The sequence below is a fragment of the Lacimicrobium alkaliphilum genome, from assembly GCF_001466725.1.
In the GTDB taxonomy this organism is placed as follows: Bacteria; Pseudomonadota; Gammaproteobacteria; order Enterobacterales; family Alteromonadaceae; genus Lacimicrobium; species Lacimicrobium alkaliphilum_B.
In genome coordinates this window covers 1937313-1961215 of the sequence record NZ_CP013650.1, presented here as the reverse complement: position 1 = coordinate 1961215, position 23903 = coordinate 1937313, and the positions used below count along the sequence as shown (strand labels likewise).

General features: G+C 50.8%; 21 protein-coding genes. 8 read left to right on the top strand and 13 right to left on the bottom strand.

Annotated features, from left to right (window positions below):
* Positions 1 to 17 precede the first annotated feature (17 nt).
* The 3 genes from AT746_RS08920 to AT746_RS08910 form a co-directional block, all read right to left on the bottom strand.
* Positions 18 to 404, bottom strand: a complete 387-nt coding sequence (locus AT746_RS08920; RefSeq protein WP_062479380.1) for a hypothetical protein — start codon at positions 402 to 404, stop codon at positions 18 to 20.
* Between the two features lies 1 nt (position 405).
* Positions 406 to 1701, bottom strand: a complete 1296-nt coding sequence (locus AT746_RS08915; RefSeq protein ID WP_062479376.1) for a hypothetical protein — start codon at positions 1699 to 1701, stop codon at positions 406 to 408.
* A gap of 91 nt (positions 1702 to 1792) precedes the next feature.
* The gene (locus AT746_RS08910; protein WP_062479373.1) at positions 1793 to 2401 is read right to left on the bottom strand and encodes a DUF6151 family protein; all 609 of its coding nucleotides are present in this window, start codon (positions 2399 to 2401) and stop codon (positions 1793 to 1795) included.
* Between the two features lie 214 nt (positions 2402 to 2615).
* Here AT746_RS08910 and AT746_RS08905 point away from each other — a divergent pair, with 214 nt between their 5' ends.
* From AT746_RS08905 to AT746_RS08880, 5 genes are all read left to right on the top strand, one after another.
* Positions 2616 to 3926 carry a pepsin-like aspartic protease gene (locus AT746_RS08905; protein ID WP_062479370.1) on the top strand — a complete coding sequence of 437 codons (1311 nt, stop codon included), beginning with the start codon at positions 2616 to 2618 and terminating at the stop codon, positions 3924 to 3926.
* 64 nt (positions 3927 to 3990) lie between these two features.
* Complete coding sequence (locus tag AT746_RS08900) at positions 3991 to 4779, top strand: SAM-dependent methyltransferase (RefSeq protein ID WP_062479367.1); 789 nt, start codon at positions 3991 to 3993, stop codon at positions 4777 to 4779.
* A gap of 316 nt (positions 4780 to 5095) precedes the next feature.
* On the top strand, positions 5096 to 5638 hold the full coding sequence (locus AT746_RS08890) for a GNAT family N-acetyltransferase (protein WP_197414351.1): 543 nt from the start codon (positions 5096 to 5098) through the stop codon (positions 5636 to 5638).
* Between the two features lie 144 nt (positions 5639 to 5782).
* The gene (locus AT746_RS08885) at positions 5783 to 5995 is read left to right on the top strand and encodes a hypothetical protein (protein ID WP_062479356.1); all 213 of its coding nucleotides are present in this window, start codon (positions 5783 to 5785) and stop codon (positions 5993 to 5995) included.
* Positions 5996 to 5997: 2 nt separating this feature from the next.
* Positions 5998 to 7752 (top strand): GGDEF domain-containing protein, encoded by a 1755-nt coding sequence (locus AT746_RS08880; protein ID WP_062479353.1) that lies wholly within the window; start codon positions 5998 to 6000, stop codon positions 7750 to 7752.
* Between the two features lie 22 nt (positions 7753 to 7774).
* Here AT746_RS08880 and AT746_RS19810 read toward each other — a convergent pair whose 3' ends face one another.
* Together AT746_RS19810 and AT746_RS08875 are read right to left on the bottom strand one after the other, a co-directional pair.
* The gene (locus AT746_RS19810) at positions 7775 to 8002 is read right to left on the bottom strand and encodes a hypothetical protein (RefSeq protein ID WP_156413659.1); all 228 of its coding nucleotides are present in this window, start codon (positions 8000 to 8002) and stop codon (positions 7775 to 7777) included.
* Positions 7999 to 8349 (bottom strand): hypothetical protein, encoded by a 351-nt coding sequence (locus AT746_RS08875; RefSeq protein WP_156413658.1) that lies wholly within the window; start codon positions 8347 to 8349, stop codon positions 7999 to 8001. Before AT746_RS08875 ends, AT746_RS19810 begins: the two co-directional genes overlap by 4 nt.
* A 77-nt stretch (positions 8350 to 8426) precedes the next feature.
* Between AT746_RS08875 and AT746_RS08870 the strand changes: the two genes are divergently transcribed.
* Together AT746_RS08870 and AT746_RS08865 are read left to right on the top strand one after the other, a co-directional pair.
* Complete coding sequence (locus AT746_RS08870; protein WP_062479348.1) at positions 8427 to 8948, top strand: DUF2975 domain-containing protein; 522 nt, start codon at positions 8427 to 8429, stop codon at positions 8946 to 8948.
* Positions 8949 to 8957: 9 nt separating this feature from the next.
* On the top strand, positions 8958 to 9176 hold the full coding sequence (locus tag AT746_RS08865; protein ID WP_062479345.1) for a helix-turn-helix domain-containing protein: 219 nt from the start codon (positions 8958 to 8960) through the stop codon (positions 9174 to 9176).
* 18 nt (positions 9177 to 9194) lie between these two features.
* On the opposite strand, the gene AT746_RS08860 is transcribed toward AT746_RS08865, so the two are convergent.
* Both AT746_RS08860 and AT746_RS08855 read right to left on the bottom strand, forming a co-directional pair.
* Positions 9195 to 9698, bottom strand: a complete 504-nt coding sequence (locus AT746_RS08860) for a nuclear transport factor 2 family protein (protein WP_062479340.1) — start codon at positions 9696 to 9698, stop codon at positions 9195 to 9197.
* A 183-nt stretch (positions 9699 to 9881) separates the two neighbouring features.
* Positions 9882 to 11909, bottom strand: coding sequence for an NADPH-dependent 2,4-dienoyl-CoA reductase (locus AT746_RS08855; protein ID WP_062479337.1), 2028 nt, complete (start codon positions 11907 to 11909; stop codon positions 9882 to 9884).
* 191 nt (positions 11910 to 12100) lie between these two features.
* Here AT746_RS08855 and sppA point away from each other — a divergent pair, with 191 nt between their 5' ends.
* Positions 12101 to 13960 (top strand): signal peptide peptidase SppA, encoded by a 1860-nt coding sequence (gene sppA, locus AT746_RS08850; protein WP_062479334.1) that lies wholly within the window; start codon positions 12101 to 12103, stop codon positions 13958 to 13960.
* A gap of 111 nt (positions 13961 to 14071) precedes the next feature.
* Here the strand turns inward: sppA and AT746_RS08845 are convergent, their stop codons facing one another.
* The 6 genes from AT746_RS08845 to nirD form a co-directional block, all read right to left on the bottom strand.
* The gene (locus AT746_RS08845) at positions 14072 to 14782 is read right to left on the bottom strand and encodes a substrate-binding periplasmic protein (protein ID WP_062479331.1); all 711 of its coding nucleotides are present in this window, start codon (positions 14780 to 14782) and stop codon (positions 14072 to 14074) included.
* Positions 14783 to 14959: 177 nt separating this feature from the next.
* Positions 14960 to 18292 carry an amidohydrolase family protein gene (locus AT746_RS08840; RefSeq protein ID WP_156413657.1) on the bottom strand — a complete coding sequence of 1111 codons (3333 nt, stop codon included), beginning with the start codon at positions 18290 to 18292 and terminating at the stop codon, positions 14960 to 14962.
* 356 nt (positions 18293 to 18648) lie between these two features.
* Positions 18649 to 19839, bottom strand: coding sequence for a hypothetical protein (locus tag AT746_RS08835; RefSeq protein WP_062479324.1), 1191 nt, complete (start codon positions 19837 to 19839; stop codon positions 18649 to 18651).
* Between the two features lie 72 nt (positions 19840 to 19911).
* Positions 19912 to 20832 (bottom strand): uroporphyrinogen-III C-methyltransferase, encoded by a 921-nt coding sequence (gene cobA, locus AT746_RS08830; RefSeq protein ID WP_082633201.1) that lies wholly within the window; start codon positions 20830 to 20832, stop codon positions 19912 to 19914.
* A complete protein-coding gene (locus AT746_RS08825) occupies positions 20829 to 23528 on the bottom strand; it encodes a nitrate reductase (RefSeq protein ID WP_062479318.1) in 2700 nt (899 codons plus the stop codon). The genes cobA and AT746_RS08825 overlap by 4 nt, the downstream gene beginning before the upstream one ends.
* Positions 23528 to 23884: a nitrite reductase small subunit NirD gene (gene nirD, locus AT746_RS08820; RefSeq protein ID WP_062479315.1), complete on the bottom strand. Its 357-nt coding sequence runs from the start codon at positions 23882 to 23884 to the stop codon at positions 23528 to 23530. The genes AT746_RS08825 and nirD overlap by 1 nt, the downstream gene beginning before the upstream one ends.
* Positions 23885 to 23903 lie beyond the last annotated feature (19 nt).

The following is a 23903-nucleotide window of genomic DNA, read 5'->3' as shown; positions in this document are numbered from 1 at the left end:
GGCCCTGACGCCCGATCTCAGGTATCGGCTACCACCATATGGGCGGCCGTAGCCTCAATCACTTCAACATGTAAGTAGTGGCAATCGAGCTGGTACTGACGATTCGCATCGCGCACTGCACGCTGTAGCAATTCCAGTGCGTTATTTTTGCGCTCGGGCATGACCAGCAGTTCAATCCGCAGGCTCTGCTCCTGCATCACCGAGTCCGGTGAATAATGTTGCTGCTCCTTATTACCGTCTTCTGACCAGAATCCCTGCCCCTGACTGATAAACACGCCGCCAAAACACTCGGTTAAGTGCCGGCCAAGATAGCCGCCAGCCTTTTCAAGTTCTGAAGACGTTGAGCCGAGCAAGGCAATAATCTTTACCCGCTGGCTCTGTTGCCTTGGTATAAAACTTTTCATATCAGGACTCGCTACGGTAAATCAGAAACACAACGGCTACCACAACGGCAACGGCGGCATAAAGCACCCCATCAGCAGGCAGACGATAAAACAGATCCAGCATTCCAGGCAGATGATCTTCACGCAGGCCTTCACTTTCACTCAACATCGCCAGTGAAATATCCAGTATTGCCAGGCCACCAATAAAGGCCAGCAACGCCTGCACCAGTTTGCCCTGTTTCATCCGCCGCTCCTGAAAACGCCTTGATATGCGCTCCCTGAGTAATCCGGCCCAGCCCATTACATTGTCAAATTGGCCCGTGGTATTCCAGGCTTCATGAATGCTGCTGACCATAGTACGCCTGCTTCCCTGCACACCATAAAGTGCCTGCCCATGCTGAAGACGCACATAATCGAGATGATCGAGCTTATTCTCAACCTGACGTAATAACCTGTTCTTAGCCCGTGAAATTCCCCGGCGGGCTACATAATTTTCTAACTGACTGAGATCTTCGTTCAGTTGCTGCAGATACAAAGACAGGATCACAGAATAGAACTGGCACAGGCTCATAGCCCTGACAAGATTGCGCTGCTCATGCTCCGAGTCACAATCAATCAGCAGGCTGTTACCCGACCCCACATAAAGTGAAAACTGTTTATTCTGTACTATCCTGTCTTCCTGGGCATCGGCCCAGGCCATCCAGTTTGCGTAGTCTTCGCTGTTGCTGTTTACCAGGGCAATGCGCGCCACCCACAGAGCGTCGCGATTTAACAGCTGCTGCCGGGCGATATCACGGTACACCACAAACTCAGCAATACTGCGCCAGCGCCAGGACAGCGGCGTACTTTTAGCCAGTTTCCCTGCCAAAGGTTGCATGACCTCATCTACTACCCTTGAAACCAGATTATTGGTCAGCGCACTAAGGTCTCTGTCCAGAGCCGTTGAAGGCATTGCGCTCACTTCCCACTGAGCAAAAAGTATCGCTATGGTGTCATCGTAAAGATGCACCTGAAAATCCAGCAATCTGGCACCGTTACTCACCTGACTGACGGATTGCAACAAATCGTCAGTCGGAACAACAAAGGCTATGGGCTGAAAAAAGCCGGGAATGGCATCATGATTCAGCGATCCATAGCCAAAAGGCCAGTCTGGTGCCTGCACTGTAAAGCCATCGTTAGGCAACATAGCGGCCAGTTCGGCGCGAACCTGCTCCAGCTCAGCGTCAGCCAGTCGTTCACTGCGAAGATTAATCGGGGTGCGAAAAGGCGCAATGCTGATAAGGCGTGTGGGGGTTATCTGGCTTTGTTCGCTTGACACTCTCAGGTTCCGTTTAGCGGTTATATCAGAATCATACCGTTAAAGGTGCTTGTGCGCCAAAACAGGATATAAGTAATCAGCTTCACATAAGCTATTTCTGCGCCGCCTGCCCCCGGCCGTCTCCGTACTTCAATGTTTTTCGTTGTTCACGGCTGAGTACTGTCACCGGCGCCACCGGTTCGCCGGCTTGAGTAAACAATGGTGATCGTTTATATCGGCCACTTATACGGGCAGAAATAATCATTCCGATAAAGCGCAGTATTGTTCCCATCAATCCAGTCTGTTCTGGCTTTGGTGTACCGGTGGCCGAGGCCACATTGACTTTGGCAATTTTGTTGCCGAAATCCTGTTCTATGCGGGACGCATCAAGAGATGAATGGATCAGACCAATAAATGAGAGCTTGGGATTGCTCAGGGTGTTGCCCAATGGGGTATTGCAGCAGCTGGAATACCAGCGAAACAAGCCCTTCTCGCTCAGCCGCATTATCGCAAGATGCTCCGCTCCCTGCGTAAATTTTATGCGAGGCTGGGCCACCTGTAGAATTTCAGTACCGCCATGGGCATCCAGCACCTTATCAGCACGCTCCAGATATCTGGCGAACGCCTGACAATCAGCGCAATAACAAATCACTCGACTACTGAGTCCTTTATCCTCTATATGCCCCTGCAATTTGCCGCACTGACATTGAATTTTGTGCATCCTGTTGATCCGCTGTTAAAGGTGGTGACAGACACCAACTTTACCACTTTGCGGCTTTATGTGAACACACGGCCTGCCAATGCTGGCCAAACCAACCCATGGCGACAACCATTAATCAACGAATAACACTCCATCTTTTTCCGGATTAATGGTTCGATTGCCTTGGCTTTGAAAAACGGCTTTGTTAGGCTGAAAGAAAAGCAGTGTTTGCTGTATGCCCCACTCAGTCCGTATTCCCATCAATAACACCTATGCCAAAGGCGGCTATTGCGCCCGTGTCCATATTGGCCACCATCAGCACCCGGTCAATCTGGTGCTGGATACAGGCAGCAGCACCCTGGCAGTGCATAATGGCAGCTACAAACCCGAACATGACACTACATTACAGCCCACATCCCTGGCTCAGGATGTGATCTATGGTAAAGGGGGCTGGTACGGACCTGTAGTTACAACCCGGGTGCGCATGGGGCTGCCGGGTCACAGCGCGGCCTTAAATAAGGTTAAGGTTGCTGTCACATGCAAAGAGCAGGCACAAAGCTTTGTGGATGCCGACGGCATTCTGGGCCTGGCCTACAGCGGCCTGAATCCGGCCTATGATCTTGAGCAATATCTGCAGGCAAATCAGGTTTCACCTGCGCACAGCTATCCATTTTTGATGAATGCGGCGCAACAGGACAAATCGGTCCATCAATACCGGCAATTTCTTCATCAGTATCCGCGCCGACAGCTCACCCCATATTTTACCCAACTGGAAGAGCAAGGGGTGGTCGCCAATCAGTTTGCCCTGTTGACCCACAGATCCAGTATTTACCAGACCGATTCGTGCTGCCCTCTGGCAAAACTGGCCGCCCATCATCTTAATCAGGGGCTGTTTGTGCTTGGCAAACCAAAACTGCATCTGGATCTGTACCGTGAGCCCTTTCGCTCCATCAAAGTGCTGGATGACAAATACTACAATGTGGAGCTGCTTGGCCTGCAATTAGGCGAAGGGCAATCACTCGAGGCACCACGCCTGCAAAGCAATGAACAACCGGGGTACCGCACCAATGCCATCATCGACAGCGGATCGACTCTGGTGGTGCTGCCGCAGGCCTTATTCCAGGCCCTGATGGAACAGTTTTATGCCATCAATCCGGATTTTCAGGCGCTGCTGGCGCCCTTTCAAACTTTCAGTGGCGAAGAAGCGGGCATTCCCCTCGCTAAGCTAAACCTCAGTGACTGGCCGCCCCTGCATCTGGATTTCACCGGTGAACAAGGCATGCCTGTGCGCCTGACCTTAAAGCCAGAGACCTACTGGCAAGCCCATGCGCCCAAATCCAATCAGGCCTATTTTAAAATAACCACCGTGCCCGACTGGCCGAATCAGAGCATTCTTGGCCTGCCGCTGTTAAATAATTACTATTGCCTGTTCGATCGCAGCACCGGAGGCACCGGAACCATACGCTTTGCCACCAAGCGGGACTTCTCGGGTCATCTTCTTGGCCATCTAAGCAAGGAATTCAGTCATTTAAAACCGGACAATTAATCCTGGACATGGGCTTTTGCATTCGTACAGTAACCGCCAACAACAAAAAGGAAACACTCACCTGATGGAAACCAACACAAAAACCGGCAGCATTGTCTGTGTCGGCATCGGCATGACCCTGGGCTCCCATATCGCCCCCTTGTGCCGCAGTTATATCGAACAGGCCGACGTGGTATTTTGCGGCGTGTCTAACGCCATTGTCGAGCTTTGGGTCAAGGAGATGAACCCTAACGTACACAGCCTGCAAATCTACTATCAGGAAGGCAAAGACAGGCGCGTTACCTACCGCGAGATGGTGGAAGCCATGATGGCGGAAGTGCGCGCCGGTAAAAACGTGGTTGGTGCCTTCTACGGCCACCCCGGTGTATTTGCCTGGGCGCCCCATAAGGTGATTGAAACCGCCAGAAGCGAAGGTTTTGAGGCCCATATGGAGCCGGGCATTTCCGCTGAAGATTGTCTGTTTGCCGATTTGGGCATCGACCCGGGCAAAAGCGGCTGTCAACATTTCGAGGCCAGCCAGTTTATGTTCTACCAGCGCCGGGTCGACCCTTCAGCGTACCTGATCCTCTGGCAGGTAGGCATCGCCGGTGATCGCTCCGCCGCGCGCTTTACCACTGATAATGCCTATCGTCAGGTATTGCTGGAATTACTGCTGGAAATCTACCCGGCCGATCACCAGGTAGCCCTGTACGAAGCCCCTACCCTGCCTATCGACCCTACCCGCATAGACTGGATCCCGCTAAAGGATTTCGCCAGGGTGGAGGTAAACCAGCATACCACTATGGCTATTCCACCCAGTGTAAAAATGACAAAAAATCAGGCGGTACTTGAGCGGCTGGCAGAGCTGGATTAAGCACTGATGAACGAAAAGAAAACACTAAGGTGGCACATATCGTTATTCAAAGGCTGCTGGATGCCCGATAACAGCACTCGGGCATGACAGAAACTGTCGTTCCCGCGGTTTTTGGCGGGAACCCAGCGCCTTGTTATACCAGAACGCTGAGGGATCAGCGCAGAGCCCGGACCATGTGGTAAAACCTGATAACAGGGACGTACCTCAATAATAACCGGGGCAGAAGTACAGGGAAGCACCTTTGCCCGTTTAAAAGGAAATAATATGTCTGATTTAATCAAACAACTGTAAATCATTGGCCAAAATGCACAATAGCATGGAATTCAGCACTGCAAGGCTCTGTTGCCGCCCGCTTACTCAGGCAGATAAGGCGCATTATTGCGCACTCTACTCCAACCCCAGGGTAATGCGTAAGATCACCCGGCCATTTACAGGGCAGCAAGCGGAGGCCCATTTTAATAATGCACTGTCTAAAACCGGCGAACGGCCCTTTAGTCGCCTGTGCTGGGTCATTGAAGAAAGGGCGACCGGCGCTTTTGTTGGCATCCAGGGGCTTGTCTGGCAAGAGCCAGACACGACCGAAGCCGAGATTGGCATTATGTTGCTGCCCAAGTCTAACGGTAAGGGTTATCCCGTGGAAGGCATGGGCGCGCTGGTAGATTATGGCTTTAATCATCTGGGGCTGGAGCGGATCCATGCTCAGTTTAATGCCACCCAATTGGCGACAGAGAAGTTTGTAAAACGCCTGGGCTTTACCGTCTATAGCAGCATAGAAGAAACGCCTTTTGGCCCGGCCAAATCCTGCGATATTCTGCGCAAAAACTGGATACCGAAACAGGCTGTTGACACAACGGCGTAATTTGCACAAGGCAACCTAGTTGCCAACGAGCCTGGTTCGACCAACAAAACCGTTAACAAACCTGACCTATAGTGCTAGATTAACCGGCGTGGAAAGCGACCATCGGCAATCCACCCACCTTCAATAAAAATAAAAGGAATAATTATGTCTGCTATTCAATTATTAGAAAAAATCGGTGCTGACGCAAATAGAAGACGTCATTTCCATAAACAAAAGAGTGGCCTTGAAAAAATTAAAGAACTAATCTCAGAACTGAGCGAAAAAAAGATAGTATGCATGCTTGTTCCCGCAGAGGAAGATGAGGAAGAGGAAAAAGATGACAACAAGAAAGATAAGGACAAAAAAATAGCAGCATAAAATTGAAAACATTAATTGTAACCATTGCTCTCATCATCTTCGCAACTAACAGCTTGGCACAGGAAGATTATGAGAGCCTACTTATTAAAGCTGACAAGATTAGAAGTTCTTCCCCTTCCGATCTGAGCAAGATTTTAAAACATATAGATCCACTTAAGCTGACACCTAAACAACTTGAGTTATTCGAGTATTTAAGTGCTTACGAAATTTCATACTCCGGTGATTTAGTAGAGGGGGTAAAAAGATATAATATTATATCTTCTAAGTATTCAGCATCTGACAGTGATATTAAGTACAGAGCGATCTTATCGTCTGTTAATAACTATGCATTGATGCATGAGTGGGTTAGTGGACTGAAGTCACTAGAACATCTTCTGGGTCAATTAGATAAAATCAGGGAAACTGAAATTGTTGAACAGTCGCTTATCTCAGCATCTATACTGTACAACCAACTAGGACAACATGATTTAGCGCTAAAATATTCTGAAACGCTTCTAAGCAGAAATCCAAGCAAGAGAAGCTCGTGTTTTGCTAATGGACAAAAAATTGAAGCACTAGTAAAGTCAGAAGAAGGAACGATAGGAACTAACGAGTTCGAAGATGCAATAAAAGAATGCGAAGAACAAGGCGAAAAATTAATATCAGGAATTATAAAATCCTATTGGGTCTCATTTTTAATCGATTCAAACAAGTTAGAAGAAGCACACACTCTGGCTTTGGCATCACTAGAACAAATAAAAAAGACAAATTACCCACCGGCAATATATGATTTTTATGCACTACTCTGCAAAACAGAATACTCACTTAGAAGAAGTGAGTCAGCGATAGAAAGTTGCCTTCAAGCTTCCCAAAATGAAGAAGGTACTTACCTACCCCCAAAGATCGAAGCATTTCATATTCTTTCGAAAATATTTTCTGAAACAGGTTCCTATGAAAAATCTCTGGAGTACTACAAAAAATACGCAGAAGCGGACAAAACCTATCTTGACGAAGTTAAAGTCAAACAGTTAGCTATCCAGCAAGCTAAACACGACGCTATAGAGAAGGCCAATCAGATTGCCTTACTGGACAAAGAAAATACTCTGCTTAAAACTCAGGCGCGACTGAGCAAAGAAGAGCAGGAAAATAACCGGCTGTTTATGGCCTTTCTGATGCTGGTAATTCTGATGGTTGTACTCTGGGCCTATAAAAACCGCCGTATGCATCTGAAGATCCGTCAACAGGCGGAAACCGATGATTTAACCGGCATATCCAATCGTGGCCATTTCAGCCAGGTGGCCGAATCGGCGCTGAGCTATCACAAAAAAACGCATCAGCCACTGGCATTTGTGATTTTCGATCTGGATCTGTTTAAAAACGTTAACGACCAATTCGGCCATCAGGTTGGAGACTGGGCCCTGAAGGCAGCAGTAGATGCGTTAAAACGAGTCTGCCGGGAGCAGGACCAGATTGGCCGTATGGGCGGTGAGGAGTTTGCGATATTACTGCCAGGCTGCTCCATCGGCAAAGCCATGCAAGTGGCAGAGGCCTGTCGGCTGGCAATCGAGGCAATCGATACCAGCCCCAGTGGCGAGCATTTCACCCTGACCGCCAGCTTCGGTGTGGCTGATACCCAGGTATGTAGCTATGAGTTCGACCAGCTCTACGGCTGTGCCGATCATGCCTTATACCAGTCCAAAGAAAATGGCCGCAACCGGGTGTACCGCTATATTCAGGATACATCCGCTAACCCGTTACCCACCCAACAGACCCAGTAAGAGCCTCTGTTATAGAACGCCGTCATTTTTCATTTCCTGAGGATGATGGCTTTTTCAGCGCCTCTTCCCGTTCGCGCTTGTATTCCTCAAAAGACTTATTGGTACGCTGCAGGCATTCAATAGATTCTGATGGGGGCCTTTCAAGGCATTCCTGGCGCTGATGGATACGTAAATTTTCATACATGCCCTTATTACTGCAACCCGTAGCGCCAACTAGCAATATCAGTACAGCAAACTTCAACCTATTCATTTCTCGCAACCGCCATATTGTTCAAAATAACGGATCAGCAATAACATCGCATTGCTGTTGGCGAATTGCTCAGGCTGCTGCTGCATAAACCGGACAATGGCCGCTACATCAAACAGCTTTTGTGGTTCTTTGCAATACAGCGTTTCCAGATACTCCGTCTGTTCATCAAGGGTGGCCAGCAAATCCAGAGCCCCACCCACATAAGCCTGAATAACAGGGAGCTCACTGCATTCACCGGGTGCTGAAGCACAAATATCGGAAAACTGCTGTACCGTCAGTGCCGGGGCACTGGTTGTGTATAGCCCCAGCATTAGCGTCATCACCAGACTGAAATTAATTCGAACCATTATTTAAATCCCTCTTGACAAATTATCGTAAAACATTAATTTATTAACTTTAAACAACTACGTCAAGCGGATTTATTATGACTCGTCAATTCTCCTTGCTAATCGCACTCGGCTGCTCGGCATTACTGATCCTCACCCCGGTAGCGGCGCTGTACCTGCTGCTCGATATTGAGCTGTTTGCCAGTCTGGCCAGAAGTAATCTGAGTTTACCCATACAATGGCAAACAGTCTCTGATACCCAGTGGTACAGTCTGTGGCTGTTAACCTTAATTTATATAGGCATCGGCCTGGCCGGGTTGTATTTTTTGCGTCGGGCCTTTGCCAACTTCGCCAAAGGTGAGTTATTTAACCACAGTAACAGCCGCGACCTGCGCCTGTTTGCTATCATGCTGTTTGTACAGGCGCTGACCAAACCGCTGCATTTCACCCTTTCCAGTGTGCTGTTGTCGTTTAACCACCCTGCTGGTGAGAAAATGCTCTCAGTTTCGCTCGGTAGCGGTGAGATCAAGGTGATCGCACTGGCCATGATTCTGTGGGTAATGAGTGACCTGCTGGTCAGAGGCAGCCAGCTCGAAAATGAAAACAAGCAGTTTATTTAGGAAAGCACTGTGCCTATTGTAGTTAATCTGGATGTGATGCTGGCCAGACGTAAAATACGCGGTAAAGAACTGGCCACTGAAGTGGGTATTTCCGAGCAGAATCTGTCGCTGCTGCGCACCGGTAAAGTTAAAGGGGTGCGCTTTTCCACCCTGGAGCGGATTTGTGAAGTGCTGCAATGCCAGCCCGGGGATATTCTGGAATATCAGCCGGAGGACAACTCCGGCTGATCTGGACAGGTTCTGCTGTTACGGGAGGCATTTTCCCGATTGGCCACTTTGAAGAGGTATGGCGATCGCAGGGTTTTCAACCTGGTAATACAGTGACAGGATCTTCCACTGCTGCCCCTCCTTGTAGAGCTGGATACTGTTGACACCGGTAAAATCAGGTTCAACGGCTTGTTTATCAGTACGGGATTCCACCACGCTGTATACCGTAGCAAAGCGGTCATATACCTGCATTTTCCTGAACACTTCACACTCGTAGAATCCGGCTTCACGCTCCTTCTCCAGTGCCTTTAAAAACTCAGTTACTGTGACTTTGCTCAGGTCCGGTGCATTATCTGTATATCTCACACCATAAACTGTCCCATCAGGATGAAAAAGTTGCTCTAACAGCGCAACATCCGAGGCCTGATTCGGCTCATGGCTAATCCCCTGCCACAGTTTTGCGACAACACTTTCAGGGCCTGACTGCTCAGCAGCGGCAGCACTATTGATAGTGAATAAAAGAACAAATATCAGATAACGCATTGGTGCTCTCCCTTGTTGATTTTCACAACACCATTCTGCAGGTATTTTATACCTGCCCGCGCCTCAGCCAATATCTTCCCATCTTCCGGGAAGATATATTTCTTTTCGGACGCCGAGGCCAAAGAGCGCTGATCTGCATTTTATTGATATTCACTTCGAAAAAGCATAAGAGGCTATCCGCCGTTAAATCCTGGCAGCCAGTTCTGCGCCCTGGCGGATGGCGCGCTTGGCATCGAGCTCTGCGGCCACATCGGCGCCGCCGATCAGATGGGTGGTGATACCCGCCTGCTCCAGCTCCTGTTGCAATTCTCTTAAGGGCAACTGGCCGGCGCAGATAATTATATTATCCACTTCCAGCAGCTTCTCTTTCTCGTTGACTTCAATCAACAAGCCTTTGTCATCAATCTTCTTATAGGTAACGCCGGGTACCATCTGCACATTATGGCTTTGCAGGGTTTTGCGGTGTACCCAGCCACTGGTGGCACCCAGGTACTTGCCTACTTTGCTGGTTTTACGTTGCAGCAGCCAGATTTCCCGCTCGGTTTTATCTATCTGCCGCTCAGTCAGGCCACCGCGTTGTTGGTAGCTTTTATCGATGCCCCAGTACTTCATCCAGTGATCGGGCTCCCTGGTCAGTGATTCCGGCTCGGCCAGATATTCGGCTACATCAAAGCCAATGCCACCGGCACCGATAATGGCGACTTTTTTACCCACCGGCTTGTGATCTCTGAGCACATCCAGGTAGGAGAGCACTTTGGGATGATCCACACCGGACAGCTCCAGCGGCCTGGGTTTTATACCTGTGGCCAGGATCACCTGATCAAAACCGCCTTGCTGCAGACTTTCTGCGGTCTGCGGGCTGTTCAGATGCAGTTTTACCCCGGTGATCTCAATGCGACGCGTAAAATAGCGCAGGGTTTCATAGAACTCTTCTTTACCGGGTATTTGCTTGGCGTAGTTAAATTGGCCGCCGATTTCTGCGGCCTTATCAAACAGGTGTACCTCATGACCCCGCTCTGCGGCGTAACAGCTAAAGGCCATGCCCGCAGGGCCGGAGCCCACGACCGCAAGCTTTTTCTTATGATTAGTGAGGGTGAAATTGAGTTCGGTTTCGTACCCGGCTCTGGGATTGACCAGGCAGCTGGCGCGTTTTTTCTTGAATACGTGATCCAGGCAGGCCTGATTACAGGCGATACAGGTATTGATCTCATCGGCGCGCTGCTGCTCAGCTTTGACCACAAACTCGGCATCGGCTAAGAACGGCCTCGCCATCGACACCATATCCGCCTGGCCATCTGCGAGTATTTTTTCTGCCACATCAGGCATATTGATACGGTTGGTGGTGATCAGCGGCACGCTGAGTTCTTTTTTCATCTTTTCTGTCACCCAGGTAAACGCGGCTCTGGGTACCGAGGTCACAATAGTGGGCACCCTGGCCTCATGCCAGCCGATACCCGTGTTTATCAGGGTGACACCCTGCTCTTCGAGCATCTTGCCCAATGCCACCACCTCGCTCCATTCGCTGCCGCCTTCAACCAGATCCAGCATCGACAGGCGGAAAATAACAATAAAATCACTGCCAACTTTGTCGCGCACCGCTTTGACGATTTCAACGGCAAAGCGCACGCGGTTTTCGAAGCTGCCGCCCCATTCATCGGTGCGCTGATTGGTTCGCGGGCATAAAAACTGATTTATCAGGTAACCTTCCGAGCCCATGATTTCCACGCCATCGTACCCCGCCAGCCTCGCCATGGCGGCGCTGTTGGCGTAATCTTTAATGGTGCTGCGAATGCCCATTTTACTCATCTGCCAGGGCTTAAACGGATTAATAGGCGCTTTAATAGCAGAGGGCGCCACATTGATGGGGTGATAACCATAACGGCCCGTATGTAAAATCTGCATACAGATTTTGCCGTCATGCTGATGCACGGCTTCGGTGATCACCTGATGCTCCTTGGCATGAGATTTGTTACTCATTCTTGAAGCAAAGGGAAACACCCAACCCTGTCTGTTTGGACTGACCCCACCTGTAACAATCAACCCCACTCCCCCTGCAGCGCGCTCGGCATAAAAGGCAGCGAGTTTTTCCGGGCCGCCTTTTTCCTCTTCCAGGCCTAAGTGCATGGAGCCCATCAACACACGGTTTTTAAGCCGGGTAAAGCCTAAGTCCAAGGGTGACAACAGATTCGGGTACAGAGGGTGCTTGCTCATCATCTTCTCAACTGGTCTAATCTGTTACCAGTCTAACCCATTAACGGATGAAATTTCACCCGCTATTGGGCGCACAGTTGTACGCAAGGTGATCTGTTTACGCGCACAATACATAAAAAATTACATTTGCCATTTTTGTATTGCGCTCACTTTGGATAGGATAGCGTTACTAAATTGTAGGAAGTAGTTTTATGGCCACAGGCAAGAGTTTTACCAAGGCACTGTTCTCCGGCATATGGGCCGTTCTGAACTTCTGCCGCAAGTTGTTTTTTAATCTTATTTTTATCGCCCTCGCCATTTTTATTCTGGTGGCAATTCTCTCCGACGATGGCAAGATTACCGTCCCCGATGAGGCGGTGCTGGTGCTGAATCTCAATGGTGATCTGGTGATTGAGAAAACCGCCGTCGATCCTTTCGAGAAGTTTATGCAGGAAGCCTTCGATCAGAAGGAAGATAAGCCGGAAGTATTACTGCGCGATGTAATTTTTACCATCGACAATGCTAAGCAGGACAACCGTATTAAGAGCCTGGTGCTGGATCTGCAAGGCCTGCGCAGTGCTGGCCTGGACAAATTACAACAACTGGGCGCGGCGCTGGATGATTTTAAAACCAGCGGTAAGCCTCTTTATGCCATCGGTGATTACTACAACCAGAATCAGTACTATCTCGCCAGCCGCGCAGATCATGTATATATGAATCCTATGGGCGGAATGCTGCTGGACGGCTATGGCCGCTATCGCATGTACTTCAAGTCCATGCTGGAGAAAATCAAAGCCTCCACTCATGTATTCCGTGTTGGTACCTTTAAATCTGCCGTAGAGCCCTTTATCCGCGACGATATGTCAGAGGCCGCCAGGGAAGCTAATCAGGCCTGGCTTGGTGCCCTTTGGCAACAATATAAGCAAGATGTCGCCACTGCCCGGAATATGGATATCAATAACTTTGATGAAAAGCTTGATCAGTTTATCGCCAAATTTGACGCCGCCGAGGGGGACTTTGCTCAGTACGCGCTGGATAACGGTTGGGTTGACGGCCTGCGTACCCGCGAAGAGATCCGCAGCGAATTGGCCGATATTGCTGGCAGCAATGAGTCTTCCAGAGGCTACAACCATATCACTTACAAGCAGTACCTCAATGTCATCAAAATACCCTTTATTCCGAGCAGCAGTGACGCCGACAAAGTGGGTATTGTGGTCGCCAAGGGTACCATTTTAAATGGTACTCAGAAGGCCGGTTCTATTGGTGGCGATAGCACCGCCAGACTGTTGCGTAAAGCCCGTCTGGATGATTCAGTCAAATCTGTGGTGCTGCATGTGGACTCACCCGGTGGCAGCGCCTTTGCATCAGAAGTGATCCGCCAGGAAGTGGAGCAACTTAAAGCCGCTGGCAAACCTGTGGTGGTGTCTATGAGTACCTATGCCGCTTCCGGTGGCTACTGGATCTCTGCGGGGGCCGATCAGATCTGGGCAGCGCCGAGTACAATAACAGGCTCTATCGGTATCTTCGGTATGTTTATGACCTACGAAAATACTCTGGATTATCTGGGCATCAATGTCGATGGTGTGGGTACGACGGAATTTGCCGGATTCAGCCCCGCCAGAGAGTTGGATCCTAAAATCGCCGATATCATCCAGCGCAATATTGAGCACGGCTATGACCAGTTTATTTCACTAGTGGCCCGTGAGCGGGATATGGAAAAACAACAGGTAGACAGCATTGCCCAGGGCCGGGTGTGGATAGGTGAGACAGCCCGCGAACTGGGTCTGGTTGACAAGCTTGGCTATCTTGATGATGCCGTTGCGGCCGCTGCCGAACTGGCAGGCATTGAAAAATATGACAGCAAGTATATTGACCGGGATCTTTCCGCCAAAGAAAAGTTCTGGCAGGAATTTTTCAGTGGTGCATCAGTAGTGCTCGGTGGTGCCCTTGAGAGTCAGCAGGACAGTCACCTGATGTCGTTGGTAAAACAACTGGTATCAGAGTTTGACTCCATGGCACGCCTGAATGACCCCAAAGGTGCATACGCCTACTGCCTGCCCTGTCAGATTTAATAAGGAGTACAGGGTAATAGAAAAGCCAGCAATCGCTGGCTTTTTTTATGGGTCTTAATGCAGTTCAGAAATTTTGTTAACACAAACATTGAAAGCAACTGGAGAACTACACTAGATTCCGTCAGCCCGCTGTTGTTTCACCGCCTGCTGAAGCTTTTCTATCCAGTATGGGGCAGTATCAAGACTTACCGCCAGGTAGAGATCCTGCGCCAGCTCCGGCAATTCCAGCACCACTTTAACCTGTTCGGGAGCATGACCGAGTTGCTCAAGCCGGTAACGGACCGTCGCCGGATCGGTGAACAACAGATCAACCTTACCTTTAAGCAACAGGTCCACCTGCTCGTTCATGGTGGCGGCAATAAAGAGGTTTTGCTGTTCTGAAAATCCTGCTTTTTTTAAATAATCCAGTGAATAGGCTCCGCGGATGACCGCAAACAGATGAGGTTTTGCATCAGATAACTGCCTGAAATCCAGATCATCCCGCTCCCGCAAAGCCAGTACCGCTACCTTGTGTTCACTGACACTTCTGAGCCAATAAAATTTATCCTCTCGCTCAGGAGTTCTGAACATGGAATAGATGAGCACTTTAGGACGGTTCAGCGCGATATCATAAGCTCTGGCCCAGGGCATCAGCTCAATTCTGGCCTCAATTTCTGTTCGTTTAAGCAAATCACGGACGATTTCTGTGGCTGGCCCGGATATCTTGCCCTGGTGCAGATACTGTACCGGTGGATGATTTTCCGTTACAACCCGAAAGTCCTGTTCAGCAACGCTCAGCGCAGACCAGAGACAGATCAGCAGGATAAAAAAATACTTTAACAATATGATGAAACACCGCGAAATACACACTAGCTTGAGCATAGCCGCCGATACCGGACTTTACCAACAGACCATAATGGAAGTATCCGCTAGCGGCAACTTTCCTCTGAGCAAGCCTGAAACTTAAAAAAAAAAAAGCGGCCGAAGCCGCTTTTTTGCTCAGAACCAGCTAACTATGGATCAGTGCACCCAGTGATGACGCTGAGCCTTGGCATCCAGCTCTGCCTGTGTCTGCTCAGGCATACTGGAAACATTCATCTGTTCAAAGAAAAACGGCTTACGCTCTTCCTTGCTGCCCAGCTCGTTCATGGTAGCAGTATCGAATATGCGCCCGTTCAGCACGGTATGGGTCACATATTCAGAGCGGTGTAGATCTTCGAGTACATTGCCATCGATCACCACCATATCTGCCAGCTTACCCGCTTCAAGGCTGCCGATGTCTTTGTCCATGCCCAGATGACGTGCGCCGTCTATGGTACCGCCACGCAGGGCTTCCCAGGGGGTAAAACCGCCCTGATGCATATGCCATAACTCCCAGTGTGCTCCCAGGCCAGGACGCTGACCATGGGCACCGATATGCACGCTGACACCATTATCTCTGAGTTCTTTGGAATACTCGGCCACCGAGAAATGATGGTACTGTTCATCCGGTGCGGTAGGCCGGCGGATGGCACGGCTGTCAAGCATATAGTGCGGGGTGTAGCGCAGCAGACGCTCGTTCTTCCACACCTCGGTGCGATCGTACCAGAATTCCTCGCCCATCAGGGTTCCCATGGTCACCACATAAGTGGGGGTGTAGCCAAAGCCGGAGGCCCGCCACAACTGCGTTACATCCGAATAGGCTTTGTTCAGCGGAATGGAATGCTCAAGACCTGTATGACCATCCACCAGCATGGTCAGATCGTAGAGAAACCTTCCCGCGCCCTCAGGTACTACCATAACCCCCAGCTCTCTACCTGCAGCGACGATCTGTTGGCGCACATCGCGGCGGGGCTGGTTATAGCTTTTAACCGAAATTGCACCCACATCCTTAAGGCGCTGCAGATGGAATTTGGCGTCATCCGGCTCTTCAATAATGGCTTTGTAGGCTGGCCAGTTTGCGCCGTATAAAATGGTGCCGGTAGAATAAATACGCGGTGCCAGGATCTCGCCGCTGCGCTGCATTTCCGAAGCGGCGAAGATTTCCGTGGTGTCGTTGGACGGATCATGCACGGTGGTCACGCCAAAGGCCAGATCCGCATAGTTACGCCAGTTCTGGCGGGGAATGATCTCACTGCTGCCCTGAGAGCCGTGAGCATGGGCATCCACAAGACCCGGGATCAGAGTTTTGCCGGTGATATCCACCACCTGCGCACTGGCAGGAACATCCACTTCACCTTGCCTGCCAACCGCTTTAATGCGATTGCCTTCTATCAGCACCACGCCATTTTCAATCACTTCCTGAGTATTATCCGCATCACGCATGGTGACCAGCGTGCCGCCTACCAGCGCTTTTATACCTGAAGGTTTATGTGCCTTTTGGGTAAAAGACAAATCTATACCCTGCTGCAGAGGCTCTGGCAAGACTTCGGGTGCGCCTTTGAGAAAGGCAAAGGCATCTTTTAACTCGCGCTCAAAAAATAACGCGCCATGATGCCAGGACAGGGCCTGATTATCGGCCCGCCACGTCAGGTATTCACCGGCCCGCGCTGACACCTGCTGCACCGGCACAGATTTCATCTTCGGCCCTATGGTTGTGAGCTGACCGGTTTCAGCATAAGGGGCGATATAAGCATTATACTGGTAAGTAAAAGCCACCCACTCTTTGTCATGAGACAAACGGAATTCCACCACTTCGCTGTTACCGTCGAGGTGTTCGCGCTTGTCTTTACCCCCAAGGTTCACACTCACCAGTTTACGTTTGGTGGCGTTGCTGCCCGGTGTATAGTCGGTGAAATAAACGCGCTTATTGTCACCGGCAAAATGTGGTGCAAAGCCTGAGGTTGAGACTTTCGTATTTTCTCTGGAATCGATATCCGCCACATACAAACCCGGCTCCAGTGACCACTTGGGTGAGAGCAGATAACCACCGGTAAACTTACGGTAAGTCACCAGTTTGCCATCGGTGCTGAAACTCGGCTCGGCATAGTGACCGGGCTCGCTGGTGACGACCTTGCTTTTGCCGCCACGGGCCGGGATCACTCTGACACTACCGAATTTTTCATCATTCCAGGTGGTATAAACAATCTGTTTACCATCATTGGAATAGCGCGGATAGAATTCATCATGCTCATTCTGATTGGTCAGCCGCTGCTGTTTGCCCGTTTCCAGGTTTTTAATATATAGCTTGCCCAGCGCCTGGAACACCATGCGCTTGCCATCGGGGGACTTCTGCGCCCAACGGATCATTTTGACATCAAATTCATCGGGAGCCACATCCACATCAAAGCGCAGGGTTTTGGCGATCTGTTTTTCGGTTTTTACCGTCACCGGCACCTCTGCCACCTCACCACTTGCAACATTCAGACGCTTAAACTTACCCGCTGCCCAGAACAGGATATCCTGGCTGTCTGCGCTCCAGTCAAAATAGGCATAATAGCCCTCAGAGCCGAAACCCTCCTGCATGTCGCGCTCCAGATCACGATAGATGGGGGTTTCTTCCCCCGTCTCCAGATCCTTAATAAACAGTGCTGTGTTTTCACGGATACGGCGCACAAAGGCAAGCTTTTTGCCATCCGGTGATGGTGTCGGCACTACTGCCCCGCCGGTACCGCTGACCATGGTGATCTCTTCGCCGGTTTCTCGCTCGTAGCGCTTGATGGCAAAGATGCTTTTGAGCGGATCGCGGTTATATTCAAATACGCTACCAGCGGTCACATCCTGAGTGTAATAAAGGTACTTGCCGTCAGGTGAGAATACCGGATCGGCAATATTCTTTTGTTCATGTTCACCACCACCGCGCTTGGCAATAGGCAGACCATCACCACCCGCATGATGAAATACCCAGACCTCACCGGCCGGAATGCTTCGCCGCGAGACAATGCCGCGCATAACCGTAATATACTGCCCATCAGGACTCCATTTGGGCGAGTGAATGAGATCTTTGTCAATTTTGGTGACTTGCTTCAGATCGCTGCCATCGGTATTCATGGTCCAGACATTGGTATTGCCGCCACGATCGGAGATAAAGGCAATACGTTTACCATCAGGGCTGATACTCGGCTGCATATTAAAGGCAAAGTCCGACGTCAGAGCTTTGGCCTCACCGCCTTTAATGCCCACGGTATAAATATCACCGAGCATATCAAACACAAAAGATTGACCGTCAGGGGCAATATCCAGACTCGACCATGTGGTTTCGTCAGTTTCAATCTTAACGGTATTAAATTCAAAGGGTGGGTTAAGTACGTCCCATTCGGGTTTTTCCGCGCTGTTATCAGTTTGCTCACTTTCAGCCAGCACCGGAGCGCTGAGATTGAGGCCGAGTATTACAGCAAGGCTAAGGGTAGTCAGTTTACGTCTGTTCACAGTCAAATGCCTTTTGCGTTTTTAATAGTGGTTAGCAACAGGCTTTTTTGCCATAAAACCACAAGATTTGTAAGCCTGTGCAGGCAAATAGCGACAGATCCCCCTGTAAACGGGATAAGCTAAGAATTAACCAAGAACAAAGGCAGAATGATCTCGCCAAGGCGCGGGGCCGGTTGTAGGTCAGGCTTTAGCCTGACAAAGAAAGACAGTAATCCTCAATGTGATAACTGGCATTTATCCGGATGACGGGGGTGTATTTCGTGCTCTTCGCGTCCTTCGTGGTTAGTATTTTTCACCACGAAGAGCACGAAGCACACGAAGACAGCAACGGAGTCATACTTGAAAATCTGTACCTACGGCAATCAGAGTTTCGCCGAGACCATCAGCCACAGTTTGTCGGTATCGGTAGCAAACTCATCGGCCTGATAGCGGGCGTATTTAACCAGCAGGCCGACAGTTGAGTTAACCTTATAGGCCGCGCTCAGATCCCACTCATTGCCGTAATCCATATCACCTCTGTCACTGTTAAACTGATGCCAGGTCAGATTAAACGTTACATCGTTGAAGCTGCTGCTTACGCCCAGATAAATATCTTCTATCCCCTGTGCCGGAGTATTCAGAAATTTATCCGCAAACCCCTGGAATTTGTGCAAGGTGGCCAAGGGGGTAATAAAAACGCCCCCCTTGTCGCCGCCAAGGGTTTCGATACCGGCCGTGTAGCCTACCTGCCCCAGTTTTCCTGAGAGTTCGAACTGATAATAGTCCGCCGAATAGTCTTTAAGATTATCCGCATAATCCTGTTGTGTGGCATAAGCAGCGTGCAGGTTCAGGCCCGCCAGTTGCCCACGATAACTCAGCCCCAGAGTTTGGGTGGACAGGGCTAGTGCCTGATCAAAATCGAGCCAGTAACCAAACCCGCTGAGCTGGTGCCCCTCTGCCAGTTGGTACTGGCCGTTTAACAGCTGCAATTTACCGCGCAGATTACCTGCCGGGCTTTTATCACTGAAAATGCGGTTTACATTAGTGATATAGCTGTAATCCAGCTTAAGCGCGCTAGCGGAACTGTATTGGATTCGGTACCCATCAAAGGTCTGTTCATTCTGACGCCAGCCCACGCCACCCACAAAGCGCTGATTATCATGATTGATACGATGGCGGCCGGCGCTCAAGTTTATATCCTGATATTGCCATGACAGCGTGGCCAGATTCACTTCAGTGCTGGTGGGGTCGGCCACCACCGGGCGGTTAGTGTTGCCGTTTACTGTGGAGTTATAGGTTTCACCGCCAATACTGGTGACATTATCCACCTCCAGAGCCAGTTTTAGCCCCTGATATGCACCGCTTTGATATGCAAAACGGGTTTTCAGGGTATTGGCCAGGGCATTCTCATCAATGCCCTTTTGATCCACCCATTCACTGCGATAGCGCAGACTCAAATCCACCTTAGCATTTTGTAGCGCTTCGGCTGCATTTTGCGCTTGTTGTGCATAGGTTTCAGCGGATAGCAGGCACAGCGAGGCCGCTACCGCCAGCGGCAGTTTTAAGTTTTTCATCTTAATCTCCTGAAGTATTGACAAGCAGTGCCAAAAGCAACGCACCACAGAGCCACAAAGAACACAGAGGTTTTAACAGCGATTAAATCCTATTGCCTCTGTGGTGAATTCGTTTAATGCGTCTATATGCAGTAAATCCGGATTAACACCCTGGCGGTGTGCCACCACCTTACCCACCACAATCAGCGCCGGGCCGGTAAACTTCGATTGCCTGGCCTTTTTAGCAATATCATCGAGATGCCCGTACAGCGCCTGCTGATCCGCACAACTGATATTTTCTACCAGCGCCACCGGCATTGTGGTTGCCATGCCCGCGGCCATCAGTCTCTGGCAGATCAGCTCAAGCCTGTTCAGGCCCATATAAAACACCAGGGTTTCCTGCTCACTGGCCGTTGCCAGGGCCTGCCAGTCGGGTTCCGTTTCGGCCTGTTGCATACGCGCAGTAATAAAGCGCACCGACTGAGCACAATCCCGCTGCGTCAGCGCAATACCGCAACCGGCAGAAAGCCCTGAAGCGGCAGTGATCCCCGGTACAATGGCAAACCCGATACCAGCTTGAGTCAGTGCCTGACATTCTTCGGTGCTGCGGGCAAAAATAGCCGGGTCGCCACCTTTTAAACGCACGATGTTGTTGCCCTGAAGCGCCTTTTCAACCAACAGATTACAGATCTGCACCTGGCTCATACTGTGCTGATTACAGCGTTTACCCACATAGGTTCTGGCCACATGACGGGGGATAAGGGCCAGTACATCAGCCGATACCAGATCGTCGTACAACACCAAATCGGCCTGTTGCAATAACCTCAGTGCTTTAAGGGTAAGCAGTTCAGCATCACCGGGGCCTGCGCCCACCAGATATACCGCACCTTTGCCGCCGCTTTTCGCTGCATTGTGGGACCGGGTTGCCATACCACGAGGCTCATTGGCTGCGGGCACCATACTGCGCCATAGTCGTCGAAAGAAGTGGCTGGAAGGTAAAATCGAAGCCGTCATACTGCCTCCTGAATAATAATCTTGTCCGGATCCACGCTCGGGCGAGCCGAACTATCAATAAGCGCACTAAGCTCTGCCTTGCAGGAGCCACAGCCGGTACCACAGCCAAGCTGTTGCCCCAGCTTGCCGATACTGTCATGCCCCTCTGAAATCGCTGCGAGAATGGCCTGTTCGCCGATACCAAAACAGCTGCAAATCTGTCGCCCCTGAGATTGCCGGGGGGAGCGGCGCAGCAATGCCGAGAGCGCTTCACTGTCACATGTTTGATTGCCCAGTTCGGTATTTAACCAATCCAGAGGCAGTTCAATGGGCCCTGTTGGATCGGTAAACAGCGCCCAGCTTAATCTCTGCTGATCTAAGGCCAGACAGTTCAGTGCCTGGCCGTGGGACGCCAGCTGTTGCTCTGTAGGAAGCAACGCCGCCATTGCCTGGTGCCACTTTGGCGAGTCCGATACGCTGGCCAGTTGATAACAGACGCCTTCTGCGAGGGGGATTTTCAGCCAGTAATCGGCCAGTTTCTGTAACGCTGGCACGGCCAGCGGCTGGCGGCTTAGCAATAAACCGTAGGCGCCAAAATCAGCGCGGCTGAGGTTAACCGCTGCATGTTTTAGCTCAGGCTGCATGGAATGGGGGTCACAGTCTGCACGATACAGATGAGCAATACTGCCATGGCTGCAAAATTCATTGTTCCAGTGCATGGGCGCGTACAGCTCACCGCGGCGCTGATCCTGTGTCAGTTGCAACTCCAGGATCACCTTCCCATTACTCAATGCACTGCTCAGTACCATCAGTTGCCCGGCTTCAATACCCAAATCAGCGGCATCAAGGGGATGCATAGCCACAAAGGGGCTGTGCTGATGGGCCATCAGCTCGGCACAATTGCCGGTGCGGGTCATGGTATGCCACTGATCCCTTATTCGCCCTGAATTTAAGACGAAAGGAAAATCGGTACTGCAACGCTGTTTTGGCTCTCTGACCTCAAGGGCAATAAAACGGGCACGCTCATTATCGGTAAAAAATTTTCCGTCAGTGAAAAGCCGCTTGCAGCCTTGTGGATAGTTGCTGTTAACCGGCCATTGCACTGGCTCAAGTTGCTGATATTGCTGCTCTGTCAGTTCAGTGAGTGCGGATAAATCCAGCGCTCTGCTGCCCTGATTATGCAGCGCTGTTAATTGTGCATGCTCCACGAAAATCTGCGCCGGGCTGGTGTAGTCAAAACCGTTAAAGCCCATGGCCTGAGCCACTTGTGAGATTATCTGCCAGTCCGCTTTAGCCTGTCCTGTGGGCGGCAGTACCGCCCGCTGGCGCGAAATACGTCGCTCTGAGTTGGTTACGGTGCCGTCTTTTTCGGCCCAGGGCCTTGCTGGCAGGCTGATATGAGCATATTTGAGGGTGTCGTTGCTGGCTGCCACCTCAGACACCACCACCAGCGGGCAGTTGTTAAGAGCCCGCTCTACCCTGCTCCGATCCGGCAGACTCACCAGCGGGTTAGTGCCCATAATCCACAGCGCTTTAATCTGCCCTGACTCCATTGCAGAAACTAATTCCGTGGCGGTCAGCCCGGGTTTTTGCGCCATCGCAGGGGATTGCCAGAACCCTTGCAGCCAGTCTCTGTGCTCAGGGTTTTGAAATTCAAGGTGCGCCGCCAGCATGGTTGCCAGACCGCCCACTTCCCGCCCGCCCATGGCATTGGGCTGGCCGGTCAGGGAAAAGGGCCCGCATCCGGGCCGGCCAATTTTGCCGCTGGCCAGATGGCAGTTAATAATGGCATTGACCTTATCGGTGCCGCTGCTGGACTGGTTCACCCCCATACAAAAGGCGGTCACGGCACGGTCGCTGGCGGCAAAGCAGCGATAAAATGCCAACACGTCTGCCTCTGCCAGATCACAATATTCTGCCACGGTAGCCACAGACCAGTCTGATGCCTTATCCAGACAGCTCTCGAATCCTGATGTGTGAGCCTGTATATACGCCTTATCCAGCGCATTATGTTGGTCCAGAAACGCCAGCAAGCCATTAAACAGAGCCACGTCCGTGCCCGGTTTCAGTGCCAGATGCAGATCGCCAGACTCGCAGCTGGCGGTTCGGCGTGGATCGATCACCACCACCTTCATCTGCGGGCGTATGGCCTTAGCCCGCTCGATACGCTGATACAACACCGGATGGGTCCAGGCAGCATTAGAACCGGTCAGGATCAGCAGATCCGTCTGTTCTAAGTCTTCATAACAGCACGGCACCGCATCGGCACCAAAAGCGCGCTTATAACCTGATACCGCCGAAGACATACACAACCTTGAATTGGTGTCGATATTAGCGCTACCGATGTAGCCTTTGAGCAGTTTATTGGCTACATAATAATCTTCGCTCAGTAACTGGCCGGAAACATAAAAGGCCACCGAATCAGCGCCGTGCTCTGCAATACTATGTTTCAAACCTTGCGCCACTGCACTGATGGCCTGCTGCCAGCTAACCTCTTCTCCATCCATCACAGGGCTCAGTAAACGGGACTGGGACTGCTGGGTCTGGGCCAGTTTGCTGCCCTTGATACACAACCTGCCGTGGTTGGCCGGATGTTCCGGACTGCCGCTGACATTCTGCAAAGCGACCTCTTCACCACTTTTACTGATGCGCACGTCAACACCACAACCAACGCCGCAATAGGGGCAGGTGGTAGCGATCACTGTCGGCCCTGTCATTATATGTAATCCTGTTCCGCCACCTGAACCCAGTCACCCTGCAACCGCAGCGCGTAAACTGGCACACTGCAATCAGGCTGCTCCAGACATTGTCCGCTGATCAGGGAAAAATGCTGTTTATACAAGGGTGACGCCACCACCGGTTCTTCATCCACTGAGCCAAGAATCCCCCTACTCAGCACATTGGCCTTGCCGATGGGATCCCAGTTGCCAGTGGCAAATAAATGGGGTTTGCCGGCCTGAATCAGGCTGAACAGAGCCAGTTGATGCTTGTCGCCATGGATATCCTCGTACATGGCCGCCACGCCGGCATTTTCAAGTAAATCGTTTTGTCTGCAAAGGGTCACCCAACGCATGGTGCTACTCCACTGTAGG

Bases quoted from the DNA above. Each gene is read 5' to 3' on its own strand.
- AT746_RS19810 (WP_156413659.1), bottom strand. From the start codon at position 8,002: ATGAATAGGTTGAAGTTTGCTGTACTGATATTGCTAGTTGGCGCTACG.
- cobA (WP_082633201.1), bottom strand. From the start codon at position 20,832: ATGACGGCTTCGATTTTACCTTCCAGCCACTTCTTTCGACGACTATGG.
- AT746_RS08835 (WP_062479324.1), bottom strand. From the start codon at position 19,839: ATGAAAAACTTAAAACTGCCGCTGGCGGTAGCGGCCTCGCTGTGCCTG.
- AT746_RS08890 (WP_197414351.1), top strand. From the start codon at position 5,096: ATGGAATTCAGCACTGCAAGGCTCTGTTGCCGCCCGCTTACTCAGGCA.
- AT746_RS08905 (WP_062479370.1), top strand. From the start codon at position 2,616: ATGCCCCACTCAGTCCGTATTCCCATCAATAACACCTATGCCAAAGGC.
- sppA (WP_062479334.1), top strand. From the start codon at position 12,101: ATGGCCACAGGCAAGAGTTTTACCAAGGCACTGTTCTCCGGCATATGG.
- AT746_RS08855 (WP_062479337.1), bottom strand. From the start codon at position 11,909: ATGAGCAAGCACCCTCTGTACCCGAATCTGTTGTCACCCTTGGACTTA.
- AT746_RS08885 (WP_062479356.1), top strand. From the start codon at position 5,783: ATGTCTGCTATTCAATTATTAGAAAAAATCGGTGCTGACGCAAATAGA.
- AT746_RS08860 (WP_062479340.1), bottom strand. From the start codon at position 9,698: ATGCGTTATCTGATATTTGTTCTTTTATTCACTATCAATAGTGCTGCC.
- AT746_RS08875 (WP_156413658.1), bottom strand. From the start codon at position 8,349: ATGGTTCGAATTAATTTCAGTCTGGTGATGACGCTAATGCTGGGGCTA.
- AT746_RS08825 (WP_062479318.1), bottom strand. From the start codon at position 23,528: ATGACAGGGCCGACAGTGATCGCTACCACCTGCCCCTATTGCGGCGTT.
- nirD (WP_062479315.1), bottom strand. From the start codon at position 23,884: ATGCGTTGGGTGACCCTTTGCAGACAAAACGATTTACTTGAAAATGCC.
- AT746_RS08920 (WP_062479380.1), bottom strand. From the start codon at position 404: ATGAAAAGTTTTATACCAAGGCAACAGAGCCAGCGGGTAAAGATTATT.
- AT746_RS08910 (WP_062479373.1), bottom strand. From the start codon at position 2,401: ATGCACAAAATTCAATGTCAGTGCGGCAAATTGCAGGGGCATATAGAG.
- AT746_RS08900 (WP_062479367.1), top strand. From the start codon at position 3,991: ATGGAAACCAACACAAAAACCGGCAGCATTGTCTGTGTCGGCATCGGC.
- AT746_RS08870 (WP_062479348.1), top strand. From the start codon at position 8,427: ATGACTCGTCAATTCTCCTTGCTAATCGCACTCGGCTGCTCGGCATTA.